This window comes from uncultured Arthrobacter sp. (genome assembly GCF_964021775.1).
In the GTDB taxonomy this organism is placed as follows: domain Bacteria; phylum Actinomycetota; class Actinomycetes; order Actinomycetales; family Micrococcaceae; genus Arthrobacter.
On the sequence record NZ_CAXHZI010000023.1, the window covers coordinates 17,924 to 34,524 of the forward strand.

A 16,601-nucleotide genomic window follows, 5' to 3' on the forward strand; every position below is an offset into this window, starting at 1 on the left:
GCACAATGGTGCCATGGCTGCCGAGCTTATGGAACTGCTGGTGAAAGACGCCGCCGAGTGGCGGGCCTGGCTGGAGACGCACCACGCGGACAGCCCCGGAGTGTGGCTGGTGCTGCACAAAAAGGGCGGCTCGGTGACGGAACTCGACTACGAGGCCGCCCTGCAGGAGGCGCTCTGCTTTGGCTGGATCGACGGCCAGGGCAGGCGCCGGGACGCCGAGACCTCCTTCCAGCGGATGACCCGCCGCGGCCCTAAAAGCGTCTGGTCGGCCCGGAACGTGGAGCGCGTCGGACGCCTTGAAGCGGCCGGCCGGATGGCCCCGGCAGGGCGGGCCGCCGTCGAAAGTGCCAAGGCTGACGGGCGTTGGGAGGGGGCGTACTCCGGCCAGGCCTCGGCCGAGGTGCCGGACGATCTGGCCGCGGCCATCGCGGCGGACCCGCGGGCGCAGGCGATGTTTGAGGTCCTGACGTCGGTGAACCGCTACGCCCTGATCTACCGGACCAATGCGGTGAAGCAGGCGTCCACGCGGGAGCGCAAGATCGCCGGCTTCGTGGAGATGCTCGCCCGCTACGAGACGCCGCACCCGCAAACCCGGCGGCCGGGCCCGGGACCCTCAGGAACCTCCCAGTAGCCGTCCCGGATCCCGACAGCCCGGGCTGGCAGAGTAGCCCGGTGCCTACCTCCCAACGCGGCCAGTCCCGCTCCGCCTTGCCCGCCGCCGCTCCCGGCACGCGGTCGCAACGCGCGGTGTTTTTCGGCGCCGCGGGCCTGCTGGTGGCCGGCGAGGCGGTGTTCTGGCTGATGCTGGCCGCTGTCCAGACCGACTCGGGGCTCGCCCTGCTCGACGGCGGGGTCCACGACGCCCTGGTGGAGGGCCGGTCGCCCCTTGCCACAGGCCTCCTGGCGGCCGTCAGTACGGTCACGTCCCCGGCCTGGCTGCTGGTCATTGCGGGTCTGCTGGCGCTCGGCTGGGCGGTCCGGAAACGCGAACTCTGGCGGCCGGCGCTGCTTCTGGGGGCCATGGCAGCGACCTTCGGGGCGTCCGCCCTGATCAAGCATGAGGTGGCGCGCGGCAGGCCATCGGCAGCCGATTTCCTGATGGGTCCGGACGACGCCCTCTCCTTCCCCTCGGGCCACACCTTCGGCACCGGCGTGTTCCTGCTGGTCCTGGTGTACCTGCTGCTGGGCAGCGCAGACGGCCCGCGGGGTCCGCTCAGCCGTCCGGTGCGGCGCCCGACGGCGGTGCTCGCGTTTTCGGCGGCCGCGCTCGGCGCCCTGCTGGTTGGGTTCAGCCGGCTCTATCTCGGCTACCACTGGCTCACGGACGTCGTCGCCTCCCTCGGCCTGGCGGTCGCCGTCACCGGCATCGTGATCCTGGTCGACGGCCTCCGCGCCGCTCGGAAGGCGGTTCCGGCGCCTTAGAAGGCGACGCCGAGGGCCTGGGCCAGCACCACCGCGGACGCTGAGGACCACGCCTGCGGGTGGCAGGAGGCCGGATACGGTACCGCGCGCCCCGACTCCGCCGCGGTGACACCGGCGAAAAGCTCCGGGAGCCGGTGCCCGAACGAGCCTGCGGCCGCCAGCAGGCCCTCGGCGAGGACCCCGGCCTCGGCGGTGAACCCCTCGCTGAGTAGACCCCTGACGGCGATGGCGGTGTCGTGGCTCCAGACCGAACCGCAGTGGTAGCTGAAGGGCCAGAACCCTGCCGCCCGCCGGGACAGGGTGTGCAGGCCGTAGCCGGAGAACAGTTCCGGGCTGAGCAGCCGGTCCGCCACCAGCCGCGCCTCCGCGGCGTCCAGGATCCCGGTGCCCAGCAGGTGTCCCATGTTGGAGCCCGGAATGTCCAGCGGTTCGCCGTGGCCATCGAGCGCCATCGCGGGGAACCGGCCGCCGTCGTCCTCCACCCAGAAGCGCTCGCGGAAGTCGCGCTGCAGCGCCGCGGCGAAGTCCCGCAGTTCCTGCGCCCCGGGCTCGCCATAGGCATCGAAGAGATCCGCGGTCTCCACCGCCGCCTGGTAGGCGTAGCCCTGCACTTCGGCGAGGGCAATCGGGCCGTCCGCTTGCCGGCCGTCGCGGAACTGCATTGCGTCCCGGGAGTCTTTCCAGCCCTGGTTGCTCAGGCCATGCCCGGACGTGTCCTGGTAGCTGAGGAAGCCGCCGTTGGCCGTATTTCCCCCTGCTCCGCTGCCGCCGGCGGCGCCGGCGGCCAGCAGCCACTGCGCGGCGCGGGCGGCGTTGGGCAGCAGGGAACGGACCGCGGCGTCGTCCGTGCCGGCACGCCCCAGCTCGCCCAGCAGGCACAGCCATAGCGGGGTCGAGTCCACGGCGCCGAAGTACACCGGAGGCAGGCGCAGCGCCTGGCTTTCCAGCACCAGCTCCTTGGCGCGCAGTTCGTGCAGGATCTTGCCCGGATCCTCGGCCGCGGCGGCATCGGTCTTCGTGCCCTGGTGCGCGGCGAGGGCGCGCAGGGTCCCGGCGGCCAGGGCGGCGTCAAACGGCAGCAGCAGCCGGGCGGCCCACAGCGAATCCCGGCCGAAGAGGGTGAAGTACCAGGGGGCGCCGGCGGCCAGGAAGGGGGCATCGGGCGCCTTCCGGGTGGCCAGCCGGAGACCGTCGAGTTCGTCCAGGGAGTTTTCCAGGAGCAGGCCCAGCGGCCCCTCCGGCTCGGCCCGGACGCGGCGGGCGGCCGGCGGCGGCGCGGCCACCACGGCGTCCTCGGTGTCGGCCAGCACGGCCTGCCATTCGGCCTCCAGCGGCCTGCCGCGGCCCGCGGTCCCGCGCCAGGTGAGCCGTTCGCCGCCGGTGACCCGGCCGGGCGCCGATACCGTCAGGGTCTTGCCGCCCTCGCTCCAGCGCAGCGTCGAATCGTCCGCCGCGGAGGGCTGGAGGGGGTCGCGGTAGCGGCCGAGCCGGATGGCGGCCATGTCGGTGAAGTCCGCCGCGAGCCGCACCTCGATCTCCGCGTCCAGGGCGTCCAGCGAGGTGCTCAGCCGCAGGGAGACGCGGACGGCGCCGGGCGTGACGGTCCAGGTCTGCAGGAGTTCGACGGCGGGATCCTCGGTGGGGCCCTCGATGCCGCGGACGAGTCCGCGGACCCGGAGCACGCCGCCGGGGGAGGCCTCCACGGTGGCCGGTTCCGGCGCGAATCCGTTGACGGTTACCTCGGCGCGGCACAGCATCCGGGTGTCCCCGTGCAGCAGCCCGGTGAACCACTCGCCGGTGCCGGTGCCGGGGCCCGTGGCGCCGTCGCCGGAAGCGCTGTCGCCGGAGGCACCGGTGGCGCCGCTGGCCAGCCGGCCCTCGGCGTCGAGCCATACCTGGGTGGGAGCGGCCACGGAACAGTGCTGACGGTGAAGGGCTGGCTGAACAGTCATGCGCCCCAGCCTATGCCGGAGGGCACGGCCGTACCTAGGCCTGCCCGTGCGCCAGAGGTTCCGGTGGAGGCTCCGCCGGCGATCCCGCAGCCCGCGGACGGGCCATCGGCCGGACTCAGTCCTGCGCGGTGTCCTCGATCGGGAAGGCCACGGCTTCACCCACCACCCGCAGGCACAGTTCGGTGCCGGGCCGGGCGATGGAGGCGTTCCAGTGCCGGATGGTGATGACCTCGCCGCCGCCGGGGTAGCGGTGGTCCGCCACGGCGCCCTCGGCCAGGACCGGGGGGACCGCGAGCTTGAGCCGGACTGTGGTCTCCGGGCCGAAGTAGTCCGTATCCACCACGGTGCCGCGGATGGGACCGTCCTCGGCGATCCGGATCTGCTCGGGCCGGAGCATTAGCTGGACCCGGCCCTGGGCCGGCGGCCTGCGGACCGGAATGCCGCCCAGCGAGCAGGTGGCCAGGGAGCCCTCCATCCAGGCGTCCAGGATGACGGCGTCGCCCAGGAACTCCGCGGTGGCCCGGTCCGCCGGGCGGGTGTAGACCACAAACGGGTTGCCGATCTGCGCGAGCTTGCCGCCGCGCATCACCGCGACCTGGTCGGCGAAGGAGAGCGCTTCGGCCTGGTCGTGGGTGACCAGGATGGTGGTCACGCCGGCGTCGTGGAGCACCTTGCCGACGGCGCGGCGGGTGGCGACGCGCAGGCCGGCGTCGAGCGCGGAGAACGGCTCATCCAACAGCATCAGCTCCGGCTCACGGGCCAGGGCGCGGGCCAGCGCGACGCGCTGCTGCTGGCCGCCGGAGAGCTGGTGCGGCCGCCGTCTGGCCATGGCCGGGTCCAGCGCGACCATCTCGAGCAGTTCGGCGACCCGGGCCTTGACCCCGCGGTGGCCGCCGGGCAGTTTGCCGGCGTCCAGGCCGAAGGAAATGTTCTGGCCCACGGACAGGTGCGGGAAGAGGGCGCCGTCCTGCGCCACGTAGCCGACGTGCCGCTTGTGCGCGGGAACCCAGACGCCGTCGCCGGCCACCTTGGTGCCGTTGAGCGAGATGCTGCCGGTGTCCGGGTGCTCGAAGCCGGCGATCAGCCGCAGCAGTGTGGTCTTGCCCGAACCGGACGGGCCCACGATCGCCGTCGTCCCGCCCTTGGCGACGGAGAGGTTGACGCCCTTGAGGACGGCCTGGGAGCCGAAGTTCTTGGTGACGGCCTCGACTTCCAGGTGGCTGTTGGTGCTGGGCGCCACGGAGGGGGCGATCCGGGGTTCCGGAAGCCGTGAGGGGTTTTGTTCGGTCACTGTCCCGCTGCTTTCTTGGACTGCTGGAAGAGAAGGTAGGTCATCGGCGCCGAGATCAGGATCATCAGCAGGGCGTACGGCGCGGCGCCGGCGTAGTCGATTTCGGTGCTCTTGCTCCAGAACTCGGTGGCCAGGGTGCGGGTGCCGTTGGGCGAGAGCAGCAGGGTGGCGGTCAGTTCATTGACGATCGCGAGGAACACCAGGGCGGCTCCGCCGGCCGCGGCCGGGGCGGTGAGGCGCAGGGTGACCCGGAGGAACGCCAGCAGCGGCGGCTTGCCGAGGGCCTGCGCGGCCTCGTCGAGCTCCTTGGGCGCCTGCGAGAGCCCGGAGCGGATGTTCACCAGAGCCCGCGGCAGGAACAGCAGCACATAGGCGGAGATCAGCAGGGCCGTGGTCTGGTAGAGGTCCGGCGCCACGCGGATGCTCACGGTCACGAAGGCCAGGCCGACCACGATGCCGGGCATGGAGCTGGTGACGTAGTTGGACAGTTCCAGGGCCTTGCTGAACCAGCTGGGATGCCGCACCGCGAGGTAGGCCATCGGGAAGGCGACCACGGTGGTGGCCGCGGCCCCGACCAGTCCGTAGCCGAGGGTCTGCAGCAGGGCCGGCAGGAACTCGTCGGCGGCCCAGATGTCCGGTCCGCCGGCGTAGATCCAGCGCAGCACGAAGGTCAGCGGAAGCCCGAACGCCAGTGCGGTGAGGGCCAGCAGGGCCAGCTGTGCGGGCAACTGGTAGGAGTGAAGGGGCAGGCGCAGCGCCCTGGCCTGCGCGCCGGAGCCGACCCGCGCGTAGCGGGCCGTGCCGCGGCCGCGGACCTCCACCAGGAGCAGGATCAGGCAGAAGAAGACGAGCACGCTGGCCAGCATGTTCCCGGCCGTCCCGTTGAAAGTGGACTGGTACTGGACCATGATCGCGGTGGTGAAGGTGTCAAAGCGGATCATCGCGAACGCGCCGTACTCGGCCAGTAGGTGCAGTGAGACCAGCAGCGCGCCGCCGGTCATCGCGATCCGCAGCTGGGGCAGCACCACACGGAAGAAGGCGCGCCAGGCGCCCAGGCCCAGCGAGGCGGCGGACTGCTCGATGGCCGGATCCAGGCGGCTGAGCGTCGCGGCGGCAGGGATGTAGACCAGGGGGAAGTAGGACAGCGTCGCGATCAGCACGCCGGACCAGAGCCCGCCCATCGACGGCACCGCGGAAACCCAGGCGTAGCTGTTGACGAAGGCCGGAATCGCCAGCGGCGCCGCGAGCAGCACGGCCCACACCTTGTGGCCCTTGAGGGTGGTGCGTTCCACCAGCCAGGCGCCGCCCACCCCGAGGACCACGCAGAGCGGCACGGTGATCAGCATGAGCAGCACGGTGTTGAGCAGGAGTTCGCCCACCCGGGCGCGGAAAATCAGGCCGACGGCGGTGTCCCAGCCGGTGGCTACCGTCATGACCGCCACGTAGCCGAGCGGGATCAGCGAAAACAGGGCGATCAGGACCGCGAGGATCGCCACCACGGAGACGCCGAAAGGCGGGCGGGGGCGCTTGCCCCGGCCCGCCGTCGTCGTGCTTCCGGTGGTTCCGGGAGCCGCCAGCGTTTTGGTCACTGGTTAGAGCAGTCCTGCCTTGGTCATCAGGTCGGTGACCTTGGCGGAGTTGAGCTTGGCCGGGTCGACCTTGGGGGCCTGGAGCTCGGTGAGCGGCACCAGCTTGTCGTTGGCCGGGACGCCGGAGCCGACGGCGTACTCGAAGGAGGTGCCCTTCTGCAGTACTTCCTGGCCCTTCTTGCCGGTGATGAACTTCAGGAAGGCCTGGGCGGCCGCCGCATTCTTCGAGGACTTGAGCACGCCGCCGCCGGAGACGGAGACGAACGCGCCGGGATCCTGGTTCTTGAAGTAGTACGGCGTGACGTTCTTGGAGTTTTCGCCGGTCTTGGCCTGGTCGCCGTAGTAGTAGTAGTGGTAGATCAGGGCGGCGTCCACCTCGCCGGCGTTGACGGCCTTCATGGCCGTGCTGTTGCCCTTGTAGGCCTTGTAGTTCTCCTTCATGCCCTTGAGCCATTCCTCCGTGGCCGCCTCGCCCTTGAGTTCGAGCAGGGCGGAGACGATCGCCTGGAAGTCGGCGCCGGACGGCGAGGCGGCCCACTTGCCCTTCCACTCGGGCTTAGCCAGGTCCAGCATGGACTTGGGCAGTTTGTCCGCGCTCAGCTTGGCCTTGTCGTAGACCAGCACGGTGGAGCGGGCGGCGATGCCGGTCCACTTGTTGGTGGAGGGCCGGAACTCGGCGGGGACCTGGTCTACGGTGGCCTGGTCCACGTCCGCGAACAGGCCGGCGTTTTCTACCTGGGCCATGGCGGGCGAGTTCTCGGTGAGGAACACATCGGCGCGGGAGGCGGCGCCTTCCTGGATGATCTGGTTGGACATCTCGGTGTCGTCGCCCTGGCGCAGGGTGACCTTGATGCCGGTCTCCGCCGTGAAGGCGTCCACCCATTCCTTGGTCAGGGATTCGTGCTGGGCGTTGTAGACCGTAATCTCGCCGGCCGGCTTGCCGTCGGCCCCGGTAGTGCTGCCGGAGGTCGAGGCGCCGGAGCCACAGGCTGCGAGGCCGAGCGCGGCGGTGGCGGCGAGGGCAATGCCTGCCAGCGCATTGGTGCGGATCTTCATGAGGCTACTTTCTGCAAGGAAAAGGTCGTAGGTGCCTAACCCCCGTGAGCGGGGAAGTTAGGCCATGCTCACTACGAAAAACTGTAGGTTAGCCAAACCTAAGCAACCAAGCCGAGAGTGCGTTAAGTGAGGAGGATCACACGAATTACGAAACTATTGCGTGACTTAATTCCCGGCGGAGGCTTCCGGCGCCGGGGTTGCACTGTCCGTGGCGGCAGCGGGCGCCTTGGTTCCCGCATCTTCGGTTGCGGCAGCTTCCGTTCCGGCCGCTTCGGCGGACGGCGGCACGACGGCGGGCAGCCTCCCGGCGATGGATGCCGCCGCTTCCAGCACCATCCAGGCCTGCAGCTGGGTGGAGAGCTCGACGGCGGATCCCGCCGGGTAGCTCCGGCGCGCCGGCAGTTCGGGACGGGCCGAGAACACCAGCCGGGCGCCGTTGCGGGCCAATGGCTCCTGCGCCGCGACCAGACGCCGGCCTTCCCAGAATGCCTCCGCCGTATCGGTCACGAGCAGGGCTGCCTCGGCCCGCGTCGGTGCGGGCAGCCGCTCGTCAACGGCGGCCAGGGCCAGGTAGCGGACGAGGATTCCGGTGAAGAGCCCGCCGTCGCCGGTTCCCTCCGAGCGGAGCACCGTGCCCTTGCGTCCCAGCAACGGTGCCTCAACGGTGAGGCCGCGCCCCACCGCGGCCACGAGCGCGGCCGCCCGTTCCAGGTTCGCCTCACCGCCCAGCTCCAGCAGGGCGCCGAGGACCGGACCCTGGTTGTAGGTGTAGATGGCGCTTTCCAGCACCAGCTCGCCGCCGGGGGCGATCCGCAGGCCGTCCCGGTACATGCCCTGTTCCGGGTCGTAGAGCTTGGCGTCCAGCCAGTCCAGCAGGGCCTGCGCCTTCGCCGCCTGCCCGGTCCGGGCGTAGTACAGGGCCACCGGGGCCGTAGCCGGGGTGTTCTTGAAGTCGCGCTTTTTGCTCCAGAACGTGCCGCCGCCGAGGTCGTCGGTGGAGGCTGAATCGAACTGCAGGGTGAGGCTCTTGAGCACTTTGGCGTTGCGGCGCCGGCCGGAGGTCTTGCGGGTGTCCCCGGCGAGCTTCTCCAGCCGCAGGGTGGCCAGGGCCAGCCAGGCCATGTCGTCGTAGTAGCTGTTGACGACTGTCAGGAAGTTGCGCAGCCGGATGCCGGTGACCAGGCGGGAGGCGAGCTTGCCGGCGCTGGGCAGGTTGTCGCCGTCGAACTTGGCCGGGGTGTGGCCCTCGACGCCGAGTTCGTGGCGGCCGGTGTCCACGAGGCAGTCCACGTAGTGCGCCTGCCACCAGTAGTGCCACGGCCGGGCGAGGTTTTTCAGCCGGCCGGAGGGGCGGCTGATTGCGGCGATGTGGGTGCCGGGCAGGAAGAAGAGACGCTGCCCGAACAGCCGGGTCACCGAACGTGCGGCCTCATCGGCGCGGAAAGACCAGTTCGGGGCGGGGGAGTGGGCGGCTGCTGCGGTCATGGACCAAGCCTAGTGGCGGCGGCCGCCGCGGCGCGGAATCCAGGGCCGGAGGTGCGCAATGTTTGCATTCCAGTTAACCTGAACTAACTAATGTTCCCTGGTGCCGGTGGGCTGCGCACAGTCCCACGGCCGGGTTGTGGTGCCACATCAAGGAGGATGTATGGACGTCATGGGTACGGTCGCACTGATTACGGGCGGCGCTTCCGGGCTGGGGGCCGCGACGGCCCGGCGGCTGTTCAGTGCCGGCGCCTCGGTGGTGCTGGTGGATCTGCCGGGTTCGGCGGGGGACGCCCTCGCCGCCGAGCTCAACGCGTCCGCCGGCGGCAGCGCGCCGGAACACGGCACTGCGCCGGAACCGGCGAACCGCGCTGTCTTTGTGCCCGCGGACGTCACCAGCGAGGAGCAGGTGCAGGCCGCCGTCGACGCCGCCGTCGCGCTCGGCCCGCTGCGGATCGTGGTGAACTGCGCCGGCATCGCCACCCCGGGCAAGGTACTGGGCCGGGACGGTGTGCTGCCGCTGGAGACCTTCAGCCGGGTCATCCAGATCAACCTGGTCGGCACCTTCAACGTCATCCGCCTGGCCGCCGCCGCGATGGCCGCCACGGAGCCGGTCTCCACCGGGCTGGGCGGCGAAGAGCGCGGGGTCATCATCAACACCGCCTCCGTGGCCGCGTTTGACGGGCAGATCGGGCAGCCGGCCTACTCGGCCTCCAAGGGTGCCGTGGCCGCGATGACGCTGCCGATCGCCCGCGAACTGGCGCGCTCGCTGATCCGCGTCGTCACGATCGCGCCCGGCATCTTCGAGACCCCCATGATGGCCGGGCTGCCGCAGGAGGCACAGGACTCGCTGGGCCGCCAGGTGCCGCATCCGTCCCGGCTGGGCCGGCCCGCCGAATACGCGAACCTCGCCGCGCATATCGTGGACAACGCCATGCTCAACGGGGAGACCATCCGGCTCGACGGCGCCATCCGGATGGGACCGAAGTGACCCTGGCCGTGGACAGCGCTGCCCCCGTGGACCCGGCGCTGTCCGGACTGCCGTCCGCCGATTTCTTTGACTTCGAGTCGCTGCTCAGCGCCGCCGAACAGGCGAAGCTGGCCGAGCTCCGGGAGTTCCTGGCCCGCGAGGTGGCGCCGTTCGCCACCCAGTGGTGGAACGACGCCGAGTTTCCGGCGCGCATCCTGCCCAAGCTGGCGGCGCTGGAACTCAGTGCCCCGGCCCAGCGCGGCTACAGCAACCTGTTCGCCGGGCTGGTCATCGCCGAGATGACCCGGGTGGACACCTCGCTGGCGACGTTCTTCCTGGTCCACCACGACCTGTTCGTCGAATCGCTCTACGGCTTCGGCTCCGCAGAGCAGAAGGCCCGGCTGCTGGACGACGCCGCGGGCCTGCGCACCACGGGGGCCTTCGCTCTGACCGAGCCGGAGCACGGCTCGGACGTGGCCGGTGGGATGGAGACCACCGCGCGGCGCGTGTCCGGGGAGTCCGGCGACTACTGGGTGCTCAATGGGGCCAAGCGCTGGATCGGCAACGGGACGTTTTGCGACTACATGCTGGTCTGGGCCCGCGACGAGGCCGACGGCGGCATCCGCGGCTTCATCGTCGACGCCACACTGCCCGGCGTGCGCCGGAGCAGGATCGAAAACAAGATCGCGCTGCGGACCGTGCAGAACGCCGACATCGTCTTCACCGACGTCCGGGTGGCGGAGTCGGACCGTTTCGCCGGGATCAACAGCTTCGAGGACACCAACGAGCTGCTCCGCGGTTCGCGGATCATGGTCGCCTGGCAGGGCGTGGGGCAGCAGCTGGCCGCCTTCGACGTCGCCCGGCAGTACGCCGTCGAACGCCACCAGTTCGGCCGGCCGCTGGCCAAGTTCCAGCTGGTCCAGCAGCAGCTGGTGACGATGCTCGGCAACGCGGTGGCGAGCATGGGCATGATGGTCCGGATTGCCCAGCTGCAGGATGCGGCCGCCGCGGACATGCCCCAGGTGGCGCTGGCGAAGTCCTATGTGAGTGCCCGGATGCGCGAAACCGTGGCGATGGGCCGGTCCCTGCTGGGCGGCAACGGGATCGTCACCGATTACCGGATGGCCAAGATCTTCGCGGACGCCGAGGCGATTTATACCTATGAGGGCTCGTACGAGATCAATACCCTGATCGTGGGCCGCGCCGTGACCGGGGTGTCCGCGATCGTCTAGCCCAGCCCCTTACCCCCGCCTCTGGCTTGGAGCGCGAACGTACACTTGGGGCCCCTGAACCTGCGAGGTTGAGGGCCACTAGTGTCCGTTCGCGCGTGGGGGTGGGGGCCTGAAGTGTCCGTTCGCGCGTGGGGGTGGGGGCCTCAAGTGTCCGTTCGCGCTTTGGGGTGGGGCCCCAAGTGTCCGTTCGCGCGTGGGCGGGGTTAGGTGAAGGGCTGCTTTTCGCCCGCCTCGATCCGGTAATCCAGGCTGTTGTTCCGCACCGGCATGGGGCACGTGCCGTAGGGGGTGAAGGCGCTGGGGTAGTTGATCGCCCGGTTGAAGTCCAGAACCACTGTGCCGTCCGGCCGCGGCCGGGCCGTAGACACCTTGCGCCACTCGTCCGTCGTTATCCCGTTGGTTTCGTCGTGGAACGTCACCGTCAGGGCTCCGAGCTTTTCCTCCTCGGCCTGCAGATGGCACTCGTGTTCCTGGCCGGGAAGCCGGAACACCAGCTCACCGACGGATCGGTGCACCCCGTCCACCAAAGGGTTGGCGGTCCCGATGGGCACGTCCACCGGTTCGGGGTAGGGCACGAAGCGCGCCTCGATGACCAGGTCCGGGCGGAAAGCAAAGGTGGGCACGCCCTCGAACCCGGTAAACACCGGCGACGCCGAATCCCGGGTGCGCAGCGCGTACTTGTTGGCCCGCATGGCGAGCTCCACCCTGACCTCACGGCCGTCCGGGCCGCCGAACTGGACCCACAGCAGCGACTCTTCGTTGGCCAGCGCCGCGCTGATGGTCCCGTCGACGGGCTCGCCCTTCTCCACCAGCGTCAGCCCGTCCGCTGCGGCGGCGGTGAGGAACGCCGTCGTGCCGTCCGTGGACCACAGGCCGGGGACGAGTTCGACGGCGGCGGGGGACTCCGGCAGCCACTGGAAGGAGGTCAGGGTGAGCCAGCCGTACTCGCTGGCGAGGGCCTCGTTGCGGTTCTTGCGGAAGCGCTGCCAGCGGGCAAGCTGGGCGTCGGGATCGGAGTGCTGAGTGCTCACGGCGTCCTCTCAGGTAGTAAAGCGGCCGGGGGCGCCGGCCAGGGCCGTTGCGACCAGCTGGGCCGCGGTGGTGCGGGCGGAGGCGGCGGCAGCGGGGTCGGCGTCGAGCACCCCGCTGGCCAGGCCGCCGTCGAGGACGAGGGTCAGGCTGCGCGCCAGCCGGTCCGGGTCCGGGGCGCCGGCCTGCTCCGCCAGGTCACGGATCCAGGCCAGGATGTGCTGTTTGTGGGCGACCGTACGCTCGTGCACCCGCGTGCCGGAGGCTGACTCGGCGGCGGCGTTGATGAAGGCGCAGCCGCGGTAGCCGTCGCGGCGGCAGGCGTTGGAAAGGGCGTCGAACAGGCCCACCAATTGATCCGCGGGGTCCGGCCCCGCGGCTTCGGCGGCGGCGTGCAGCTGCCCGGTCCAGACGCCGTCGACCTGTTCCAGATAGGCCAGGATCAGGTCGTCCTTGGCCGGAAAGTACTTGTAGAAGGTGGCCTTCGCAACGCCGGATTCTGCGATGATCGTGTCGATGCCGGCCGCCCTGAGGCCCTGCGCATAGAAGAGCCGGAAGGCCGTCGCCAGGATCTTGTCCTTGGCCTGCCCCGCCGGCGTCCGGACAGCCCGCGGCCCGGCGGCGGTTGGTGCGGTGGCTGGGTGCGGCGTCATGACTTCATGGTACACAGACCAGTCTGTCCGGTTCTTCTCGTTCCGCGGCTCATTCCACGGCGGGCAGCGGCGGGTCGCGGGCATGCGGGCGTCGATCTTCGGCCGAGGTGTCCTTGCCGTAGACAGTTCTGTCTGGTAGCGTCTCGCCCAGAGGTAGACGAACTTGTCTACCTCAAGGTCTTCCGCGAAACCCCTTCCCGAATGAGGTCCCCATGAAAATTGCAGTCTTTGGCACCGGCACCGTCGGCCCCCTCGTCGCAGGCGCCCTGGCAAAGCTCGGCCACGACGTCGTGATCGGAACCCGCGATCCGGAAGCCACGCTGGCCCGGACCGAGGCGGGGCCGATGGGCGGCGTCCCGTTTGCTCAATGGCACGCGGAGCACAGCGACATCGCCGTGACCACCTTCGCCGATGCCGCGGCCGGCAGCGAAATCGTCGTCAACGCCACCAACGGGACCGCTTCCCTGGACGCGCTGTCCACCGCCGGGCCTGCCAACCTGGCCGGCAAAGTGGTCGTGGACATCGCGAACCCGCTCGACTTCTCCCAGGGCTTCCCGCCGTCGCTGAACCCGGTGAACACGGACAGCCTCGGTGAGCAGATCCAGCGGGCCTTCCCCGACGCCCGCGTGGTCAAGACGCTCAACACCATGAACGCCGGCGTCATGGTGGACCCGGGAAGCGTGGCCGGGGGCGACCACTCGGTGTTCGTCTCCGGCAACGACGCGGACGCCAAGACGGTGGTGGCCGGCCTGCTGGCGGACCTTGGCCACCGCGACATCATCGACCTGGGCGACATCACCACGGCCCGCGGCACGGAGATGCTCCTGCCGATCTGGCTGCGGCTCTGGGGCGCCTTCGGCAACGCGGACTTCAACTTCAAGATCGCCCGCTGACGTCCCATCTGGCCGGGAGCGCCGCCGAAAAGACGCCGGACACTATCTGAGACGGATTCCCGGCCGCCGCGTGAGCCGGGTAACATCCCATGGGTACAAGTAACCCGGCTCACAGTATCCAGCGCAGTGTACGAGCCAAGTCGAACCTCGAAAGATGATTTCCATGGCTGACACTGCATTGACTTCCGGCACGGACCTCGCCTCCGAACTGCGCGCTGATGTCCGCCGGGTGTCCACCCTCCTCGGCGAATCCCTGGTCCGCCAGCACGGCCCCGAGCTCCTCGACCTGGTGGAACAGGTGCGGCTGCTGACCAAGGAATCCAAGGAGGCCGCCCGGGGCGGCGCCGATGCCACCGGGCCGTGGAGTTCGTACGACGTCGTCGCCCAGGTCCGCGAACTGCTCGGCTCCCTGCCGCTGGACCAGGCCACCGACCTGGTCCGGGCCTTCGCTTTCTACTTCCACCTGGCCAACGCCGCCGAGCAGGTCCACCGGGTCCGCGGGCTGCGCAGCCGGCAGGAAAAGGACGGCTGGCTGGCCAAGGCCGTCGCCGAAATCGCGGAACAGGCCGGATCCGCCGTGCTGCAGGACGTCGTGAACGAACTCGACGTCCGGCCCATCTTCACCGCGCATCCCACCGAAGCGTCCCGGCGGTCGGTGCTGGACAAGATCCGCCGGCTCTCCGACGTGCTGGCCGAATCCACATCGGAAGGAACCTCGGCCCGCCGCCGCCAGGACCGCCACCTGGCCGAGGTGATCGACCAGATGTGGCAGACGGACGAGCTCCGCCAGGTCCGCCCCACCCCCGTGGACGAGGCCCGGAACGCGATTTACTACCTGACCGGCATCCTCAGCGACGCTATGCCGGAGATGCTTTCGGACCTGTCCGACCTCCTCACCGAGCACGGCGTCACCCTGCCGGCCACCAAGGCGCCGATCCGCTTCGGCTCCTGGATCGGCGGGGACCGGGACGGCAACCCCAACGTCACCGCCGGCGTCACCCGCGAAATCCTGCAGATCCACAACCAGCACGCCGTCCGGATCAGCATCGGCTTGATCGACGGGCTCATCTCCATCCTGTCCAACTCCACCGCGCTGGCCGGCGCCGACCAGGCGCTGCTGGACTCGATCGACGTCGACCTGGGGAACCTGCCCGGGCTGGACCGGCGCGTCCTGGAGCTCAACGCGCAGGAACCGTACCGGCTCAAGCTCACCTGCATCAAGGCCAAACTGCTGAACACCGGCCGCCGGGTCACCGCCGGCTCGGCGCACGAGCCCGGCCGGGACTATGCCGCTACCGCGGAACTCCTGGCCGAGCTGGGCCTGCTCGAGTCCTCGCTGCGGAACCACCATGCCGGCCTCGCCGCCGACGGTGCGCTGGCCCGGGTCCGGCGGGCGATCGCCTCCTTCGGCCTGCACCTTGCCACGCTGGATATCCGCGAACACGCAGACCATCACCATGACGCCGTCGGGCAGCTCATGGACCGCCTCGGGGGGCCCGGCGTGCGGTACGCCGAGCTGAGCCGGGCCGAGCGGCTCGAAGTGCTGGGCTCCGAGCTTGCGTCCCGCCGCCCGCTCTCCGGCCACCCGATCAAGCTCGACGGCGTCGCGGACGGCACGTACGACGTCTTCCGCGAGATCCGACGCGCCCTGCGTACCTACGGCCCGGACGTGATCGAGACCTACATCATCTCGATGACCCGCGGCGCGGACGACGTTCTGGCCGCGGCCGTGCTGGCCCGCGAAGCCGGGCTGGTGAACCTTTTCGGCGAGGCGCCGTATGCCAGGATCGGCTTCGCTCCGCTGCTGGAGACCGTGGAGGAGCTGCGCGCCTCGGCCGAGATCGTGGACGCCCTGCTCTCCGACTCGTCCTACCGCGAGCTGGTCCGGCTGCGTGGCGACGTGCAGGAAATCATGCTCGGCTACTCGGACTCCAACAAGGAATCCGGCGTGATGACGAGCCAGTGGGAAATCCACAAGACCCAGCGCAAGCTGCGCGACGTCGCGGCCAAGCACGGCGTCCGGGTGCGGCTGTTCCACGGCCGCGGCGGTTCCGTGGGCCGTGGCGGCGGACCGACCTACGACGCGATCATGGCCCAGCCCAACGGCGTGCTCGAGGGCGAGATCAAGTTCACCGAACAGGGCGAGGTCATCTCGGACAAGTACTCGCTGCCGGAGCTCGCGCGCGAGAACCTGGAGCTCTCCCTCGCCGCGGTGCTGCAGGGTTCGGCGCTGCACCGCACCCCGCGGACCTCGGAAGACCAGCGCGAACGGTACGGCCACGTCATGGAGACCATTTCCGACGCCGCGTTTGCCCGCTACCGGACGCTGATCGACGACCCGGACCTGCCGGCGTACTTCATGTCGTCCACGCCGGTGGAGCAGCTGGGTTCGCTGAACATCGGTTCGCGTCCGTCCAAGCGCCCCGACTCCGGCGCGGGACTTGAGGGCCTGCGGGCGATTCCGTGGGTGTTCGGCTGGACCCAGTCGAGGCAGATCGTGCCGGGCTGGTTCGGCGTGGGCTCCGGGCTCAAGGCCGCCCGCGAGGCGGGCCACTCGGCCCAGCTGGTGGAGATGATGGAGGGCTGGCACTTCTTCCGGTCGGTGCTCTCCAACGTGGAGATGACCCTCGCCAAGACGGACATGGACATCGCGGGCTACTACGTTTCGACCCTGGTCCCGGCCGAGCTGCACCACCTGTTCCACACCATCCGCGCGGAGTACGAGCTGACGGTCGCCGAAATCCAAAACCTCACCGGCGAGGATCTGCTCCTCGACGCGCAGCCCACGCTCAAGCGCTCGCTGGAGATCCGCGACCAGTACCTCGACCCGATCAGCTACCTGCAGGTGGAACTGCTGCGGCGCGTCCGGGCCGAGGCCGCCGCAGGGGAGGGCATGCCCAACGCCGAGATCGACGAACGCCTCCAGCGCGCCATGCTGATCACCGTCAACGGCGTCGCGGCGGGCCTGCGCAACACCGGGTAGTCCGCCCCCGATCCTCCCTCAGGTGTGGCGGGTTTTTTCCGGACGCTCC

The 16,601-nt window shown here is 70.1% G+C and carries 13 protein-coding genes; 6 read left to right on the plus strand and 7 right to left on the minus strand.

Annotation, left to right across the window (positions count from 1 at the left end; genetic code table 11):
- Window positions 1-13: 13 nt before the first annotated feature.
- Window positions 14-631, plus strand: a complete 618-nt coding sequence (locus tag ABIN76_RS15235) for a YdeI/OmpD-associated family protein (protein WP_346960518.1) — start codon at window positions 14-16, stop codon at window positions 629-631.
- 41 nt (window positions 632-672) lie between these two features.
- Window positions 673-1,422, plus strand: coding sequence for a phosphatase PAP2 family protein (locus ABIN76_RS15240; protein WP_346960519.1), 750 nt, complete (start codon window positions 673-675; stop codon window positions 1,420-1,422).
- On the opposite strand, the gene ABIN76_RS15245 is transcribed toward ABIN76_RS15240, so the two are convergent.
- The 5 genes from ABIN76_RS15245 to ABIN76_RS15265 form a co-directional block, all read right to left on the minus strand.
- Window positions 1,419-3,374, minus strand: a complete 1,956-nt coding sequence (locus tag ABIN76_RS15245) for a glycogen debranching N-terminal domain-containing protein (protein ID WP_346960520.1) — start codon at window positions 3,372-3,374, stop codon at window positions 1,419-1,421. The two genes, ABIN76_RS15240 and ABIN76_RS15245, sit on opposite strands and share 4 nt — an antisense overlap.
- A 115-nt stretch (window positions 3,375-3,489) precedes the next feature.
- Window positions 3,490-4,665, minus strand: coding sequence for an ABC transporter ATP-binding protein (locus ABIN76_RS15250; protein WP_346960521.1), 1,176 nt, complete (start codon window positions 4,663-4,665; stop codon window positions 3,490-3,492).
- Complete coding sequence (locus ABIN76_RS15255) at window positions 4,662-6,254, minus strand: iron ABC transporter permease (protein ID WP_346960522.1); 1,593 nt, start codon at window positions 6,252-6,254, stop codon at window positions 4,662-4,664. The genes ABIN76_RS15250 and ABIN76_RS15255 overlap by 4 nt, the downstream gene beginning before the upstream one ends.
- Before the next feature lie 3 nt (window positions 6,255-6,257).
- Window positions 6,258-7,310 (minus strand): iron ABC transporter substrate-binding protein, encoded by a 1,053-nt coding sequence (locus ABIN76_RS15260; protein ID WP_346960523.1) that lies wholly within the window; start codon window positions 7,308-7,310, stop codon window positions 6,258-6,260.
- A 165-nt stretch (window positions 7,311-7,475) separates the two neighbouring features.
- Window positions 7,476-8,795: a glycoside hydrolase family 76 protein gene (locus tag ABIN76_RS15265; protein ID WP_346960524.1), complete on the minus strand. Its 1,320-nt coding sequence runs from the start codon at window positions 8,793-8,795 to the stop codon at window positions 7,476-7,478.
- A 160-nt stretch (window positions 8,796-8,955) separates the two neighbouring features.
- Here ABIN76_RS15265 and ABIN76_RS15270 point away from each other — a divergent pair, with 160 nt between their 5' ends.
- Together ABIN76_RS15270 and ABIN76_RS15275 are read left to right on the plus strand one after the other, a co-directional pair.
- Entirely contained in the window at window positions 8,956-9,783 is an 828-nt protein-coding gene (locus ABIN76_RS15270) for an SDR family NAD(P)-dependent oxidoreductase (RefSeq protein WP_346960525.1), read from the plus strand.
- Complete coding sequence (locus tag ABIN76_RS15275) at window positions 9,780-10,994, plus strand: acyl-CoA dehydrogenase family protein (protein WP_346960526.1); 1,215 nt, start codon at window positions 9,780-9,782, stop codon at window positions 10,992-10,994. Before ABIN76_RS15270 ends, ABIN76_RS15275 begins: the two co-directional genes overlap by 4 nt.
- A 203-nt stretch (window positions 10,995-11,197) precedes the next feature.
- Here the strand turns inward: ABIN76_RS15275 and ABIN76_RS15280 are convergent, their stop codons facing one another.
- Together ABIN76_RS15280 and ABIN76_RS15285 are read right to left on the minus strand one after the other, a co-directional pair.
- The gene (locus ABIN76_RS15280; protein WP_346960527.1) at window positions 11,198-12,025 is read right to left on the minus strand and encodes a DUF1684 domain-containing protein; all 828 of its coding nucleotides are present in this window, start codon (window positions 12,023-12,025) and stop codon (window positions 11,198-11,200) included.
- Window positions 12,026-12,034: 9 nt separating this feature from the next.
- Window positions 12,035-12,676, minus strand: a complete 642-nt coding sequence (locus ABIN76_RS15285; RefSeq protein WP_346960528.1) for a TetR/AcrR family transcriptional regulator — start codon at window positions 12,674-12,676, stop codon at window positions 12,035-12,037.
- Between the two features lie 212 nt (window positions 12,677-12,888).
- Between ABIN76_RS15285 and ABIN76_RS15290 the strand changes: the two genes are divergently transcribed.
- Together ABIN76_RS15290 and ppc are read left to right on the plus strand one after the other, a co-directional pair.
- The gene (locus ABIN76_RS15290; RefSeq protein WP_346960529.1) at window positions 12,889-13,569 is read left to right on the plus strand and encodes an NAD(P)-binding domain-containing protein; all 681 of its coding nucleotides are present in this window, start codon (window positions 12,889-12,891) and stop codon (window positions 13,567-13,569) included.
- A gap of 163 nt (window positions 13,570-13,732) precedes the next feature.
- Window positions 13,733-16,552: a phosphoenolpyruvate carboxylase gene (ppc, locus tag ABIN76_RS15295; RefSeq protein ID WP_346960530.1), complete on the plus strand. Its 2,820-nt coding sequence runs from the start codon at window positions 13,733-13,735 to the stop codon at window positions 16,550-16,552.
- Window positions 16,553-16,601: the final 49 nt, after the last annotated feature.

What these genes read in the sequence shown, in the direction of transcription:
- ABIN76_RS15285 (WP_346960528.1), bottom strand. Translation starts at nt 12,676, where the DNA reads ATGACGCCGCACCCAGCCACCGCACCAACCGCCGCCGGGCCGCGGGCT.
- ABIN76_RS15270 (WP_346960525.1), top strand. Translation starts at nt 8,956, where the DNA reads ATGGACGTCATGGGTACGGTCGCACTGATTACGGGCGGCGCTTCCGGG.
- ABIN76_RS15235 (WP_346960518.1), top strand. Translation starts at nt 14, where the DNA reads ATGGCTGCCGAGCTTATGGAACTGCTGGTGAAAGACGCCGCCGAGTGG.
- ABIN76_RS15265 (WP_346960524.1), bottom strand. Translation starts at nt 8,795, where the DNA reads ATGACCGCAGCAGCCGCCCACTCCCCCGCCCCGAACTGGTCTTTCCGC.
- ppc (WP_346960530.1), top strand. Translation starts at nt 13,733, where the DNA reads ATGGCTGACACTGCATTGACTTCCGGCACGGACCTCGCCTCCGAACTG.
- ABIN76_RS15245 (WP_346960520.1), bottom strand. Translation starts at nt 3,374, where the DNA reads ATGACTGTTCAGCCAGCCCTTCACCGTCAGCACTGTTCCGTGGCCGCT.
- ABIN76_RS15290 (WP_346960529.1), top strand. Translation starts at nt 12,889, where the DNA reads ATGAAAATTGCAGTCTTTGGCACCGGCACCGTCGGCCCCCTCGTCGCA.
- ABIN76_RS15260 (WP_346960523.1), bottom strand. Translation starts at nt 7,310, where the DNA reads ATGAAGATCCGCACCAATGCGCTGGCAGGCATTGCCCTCGCCGCCACC.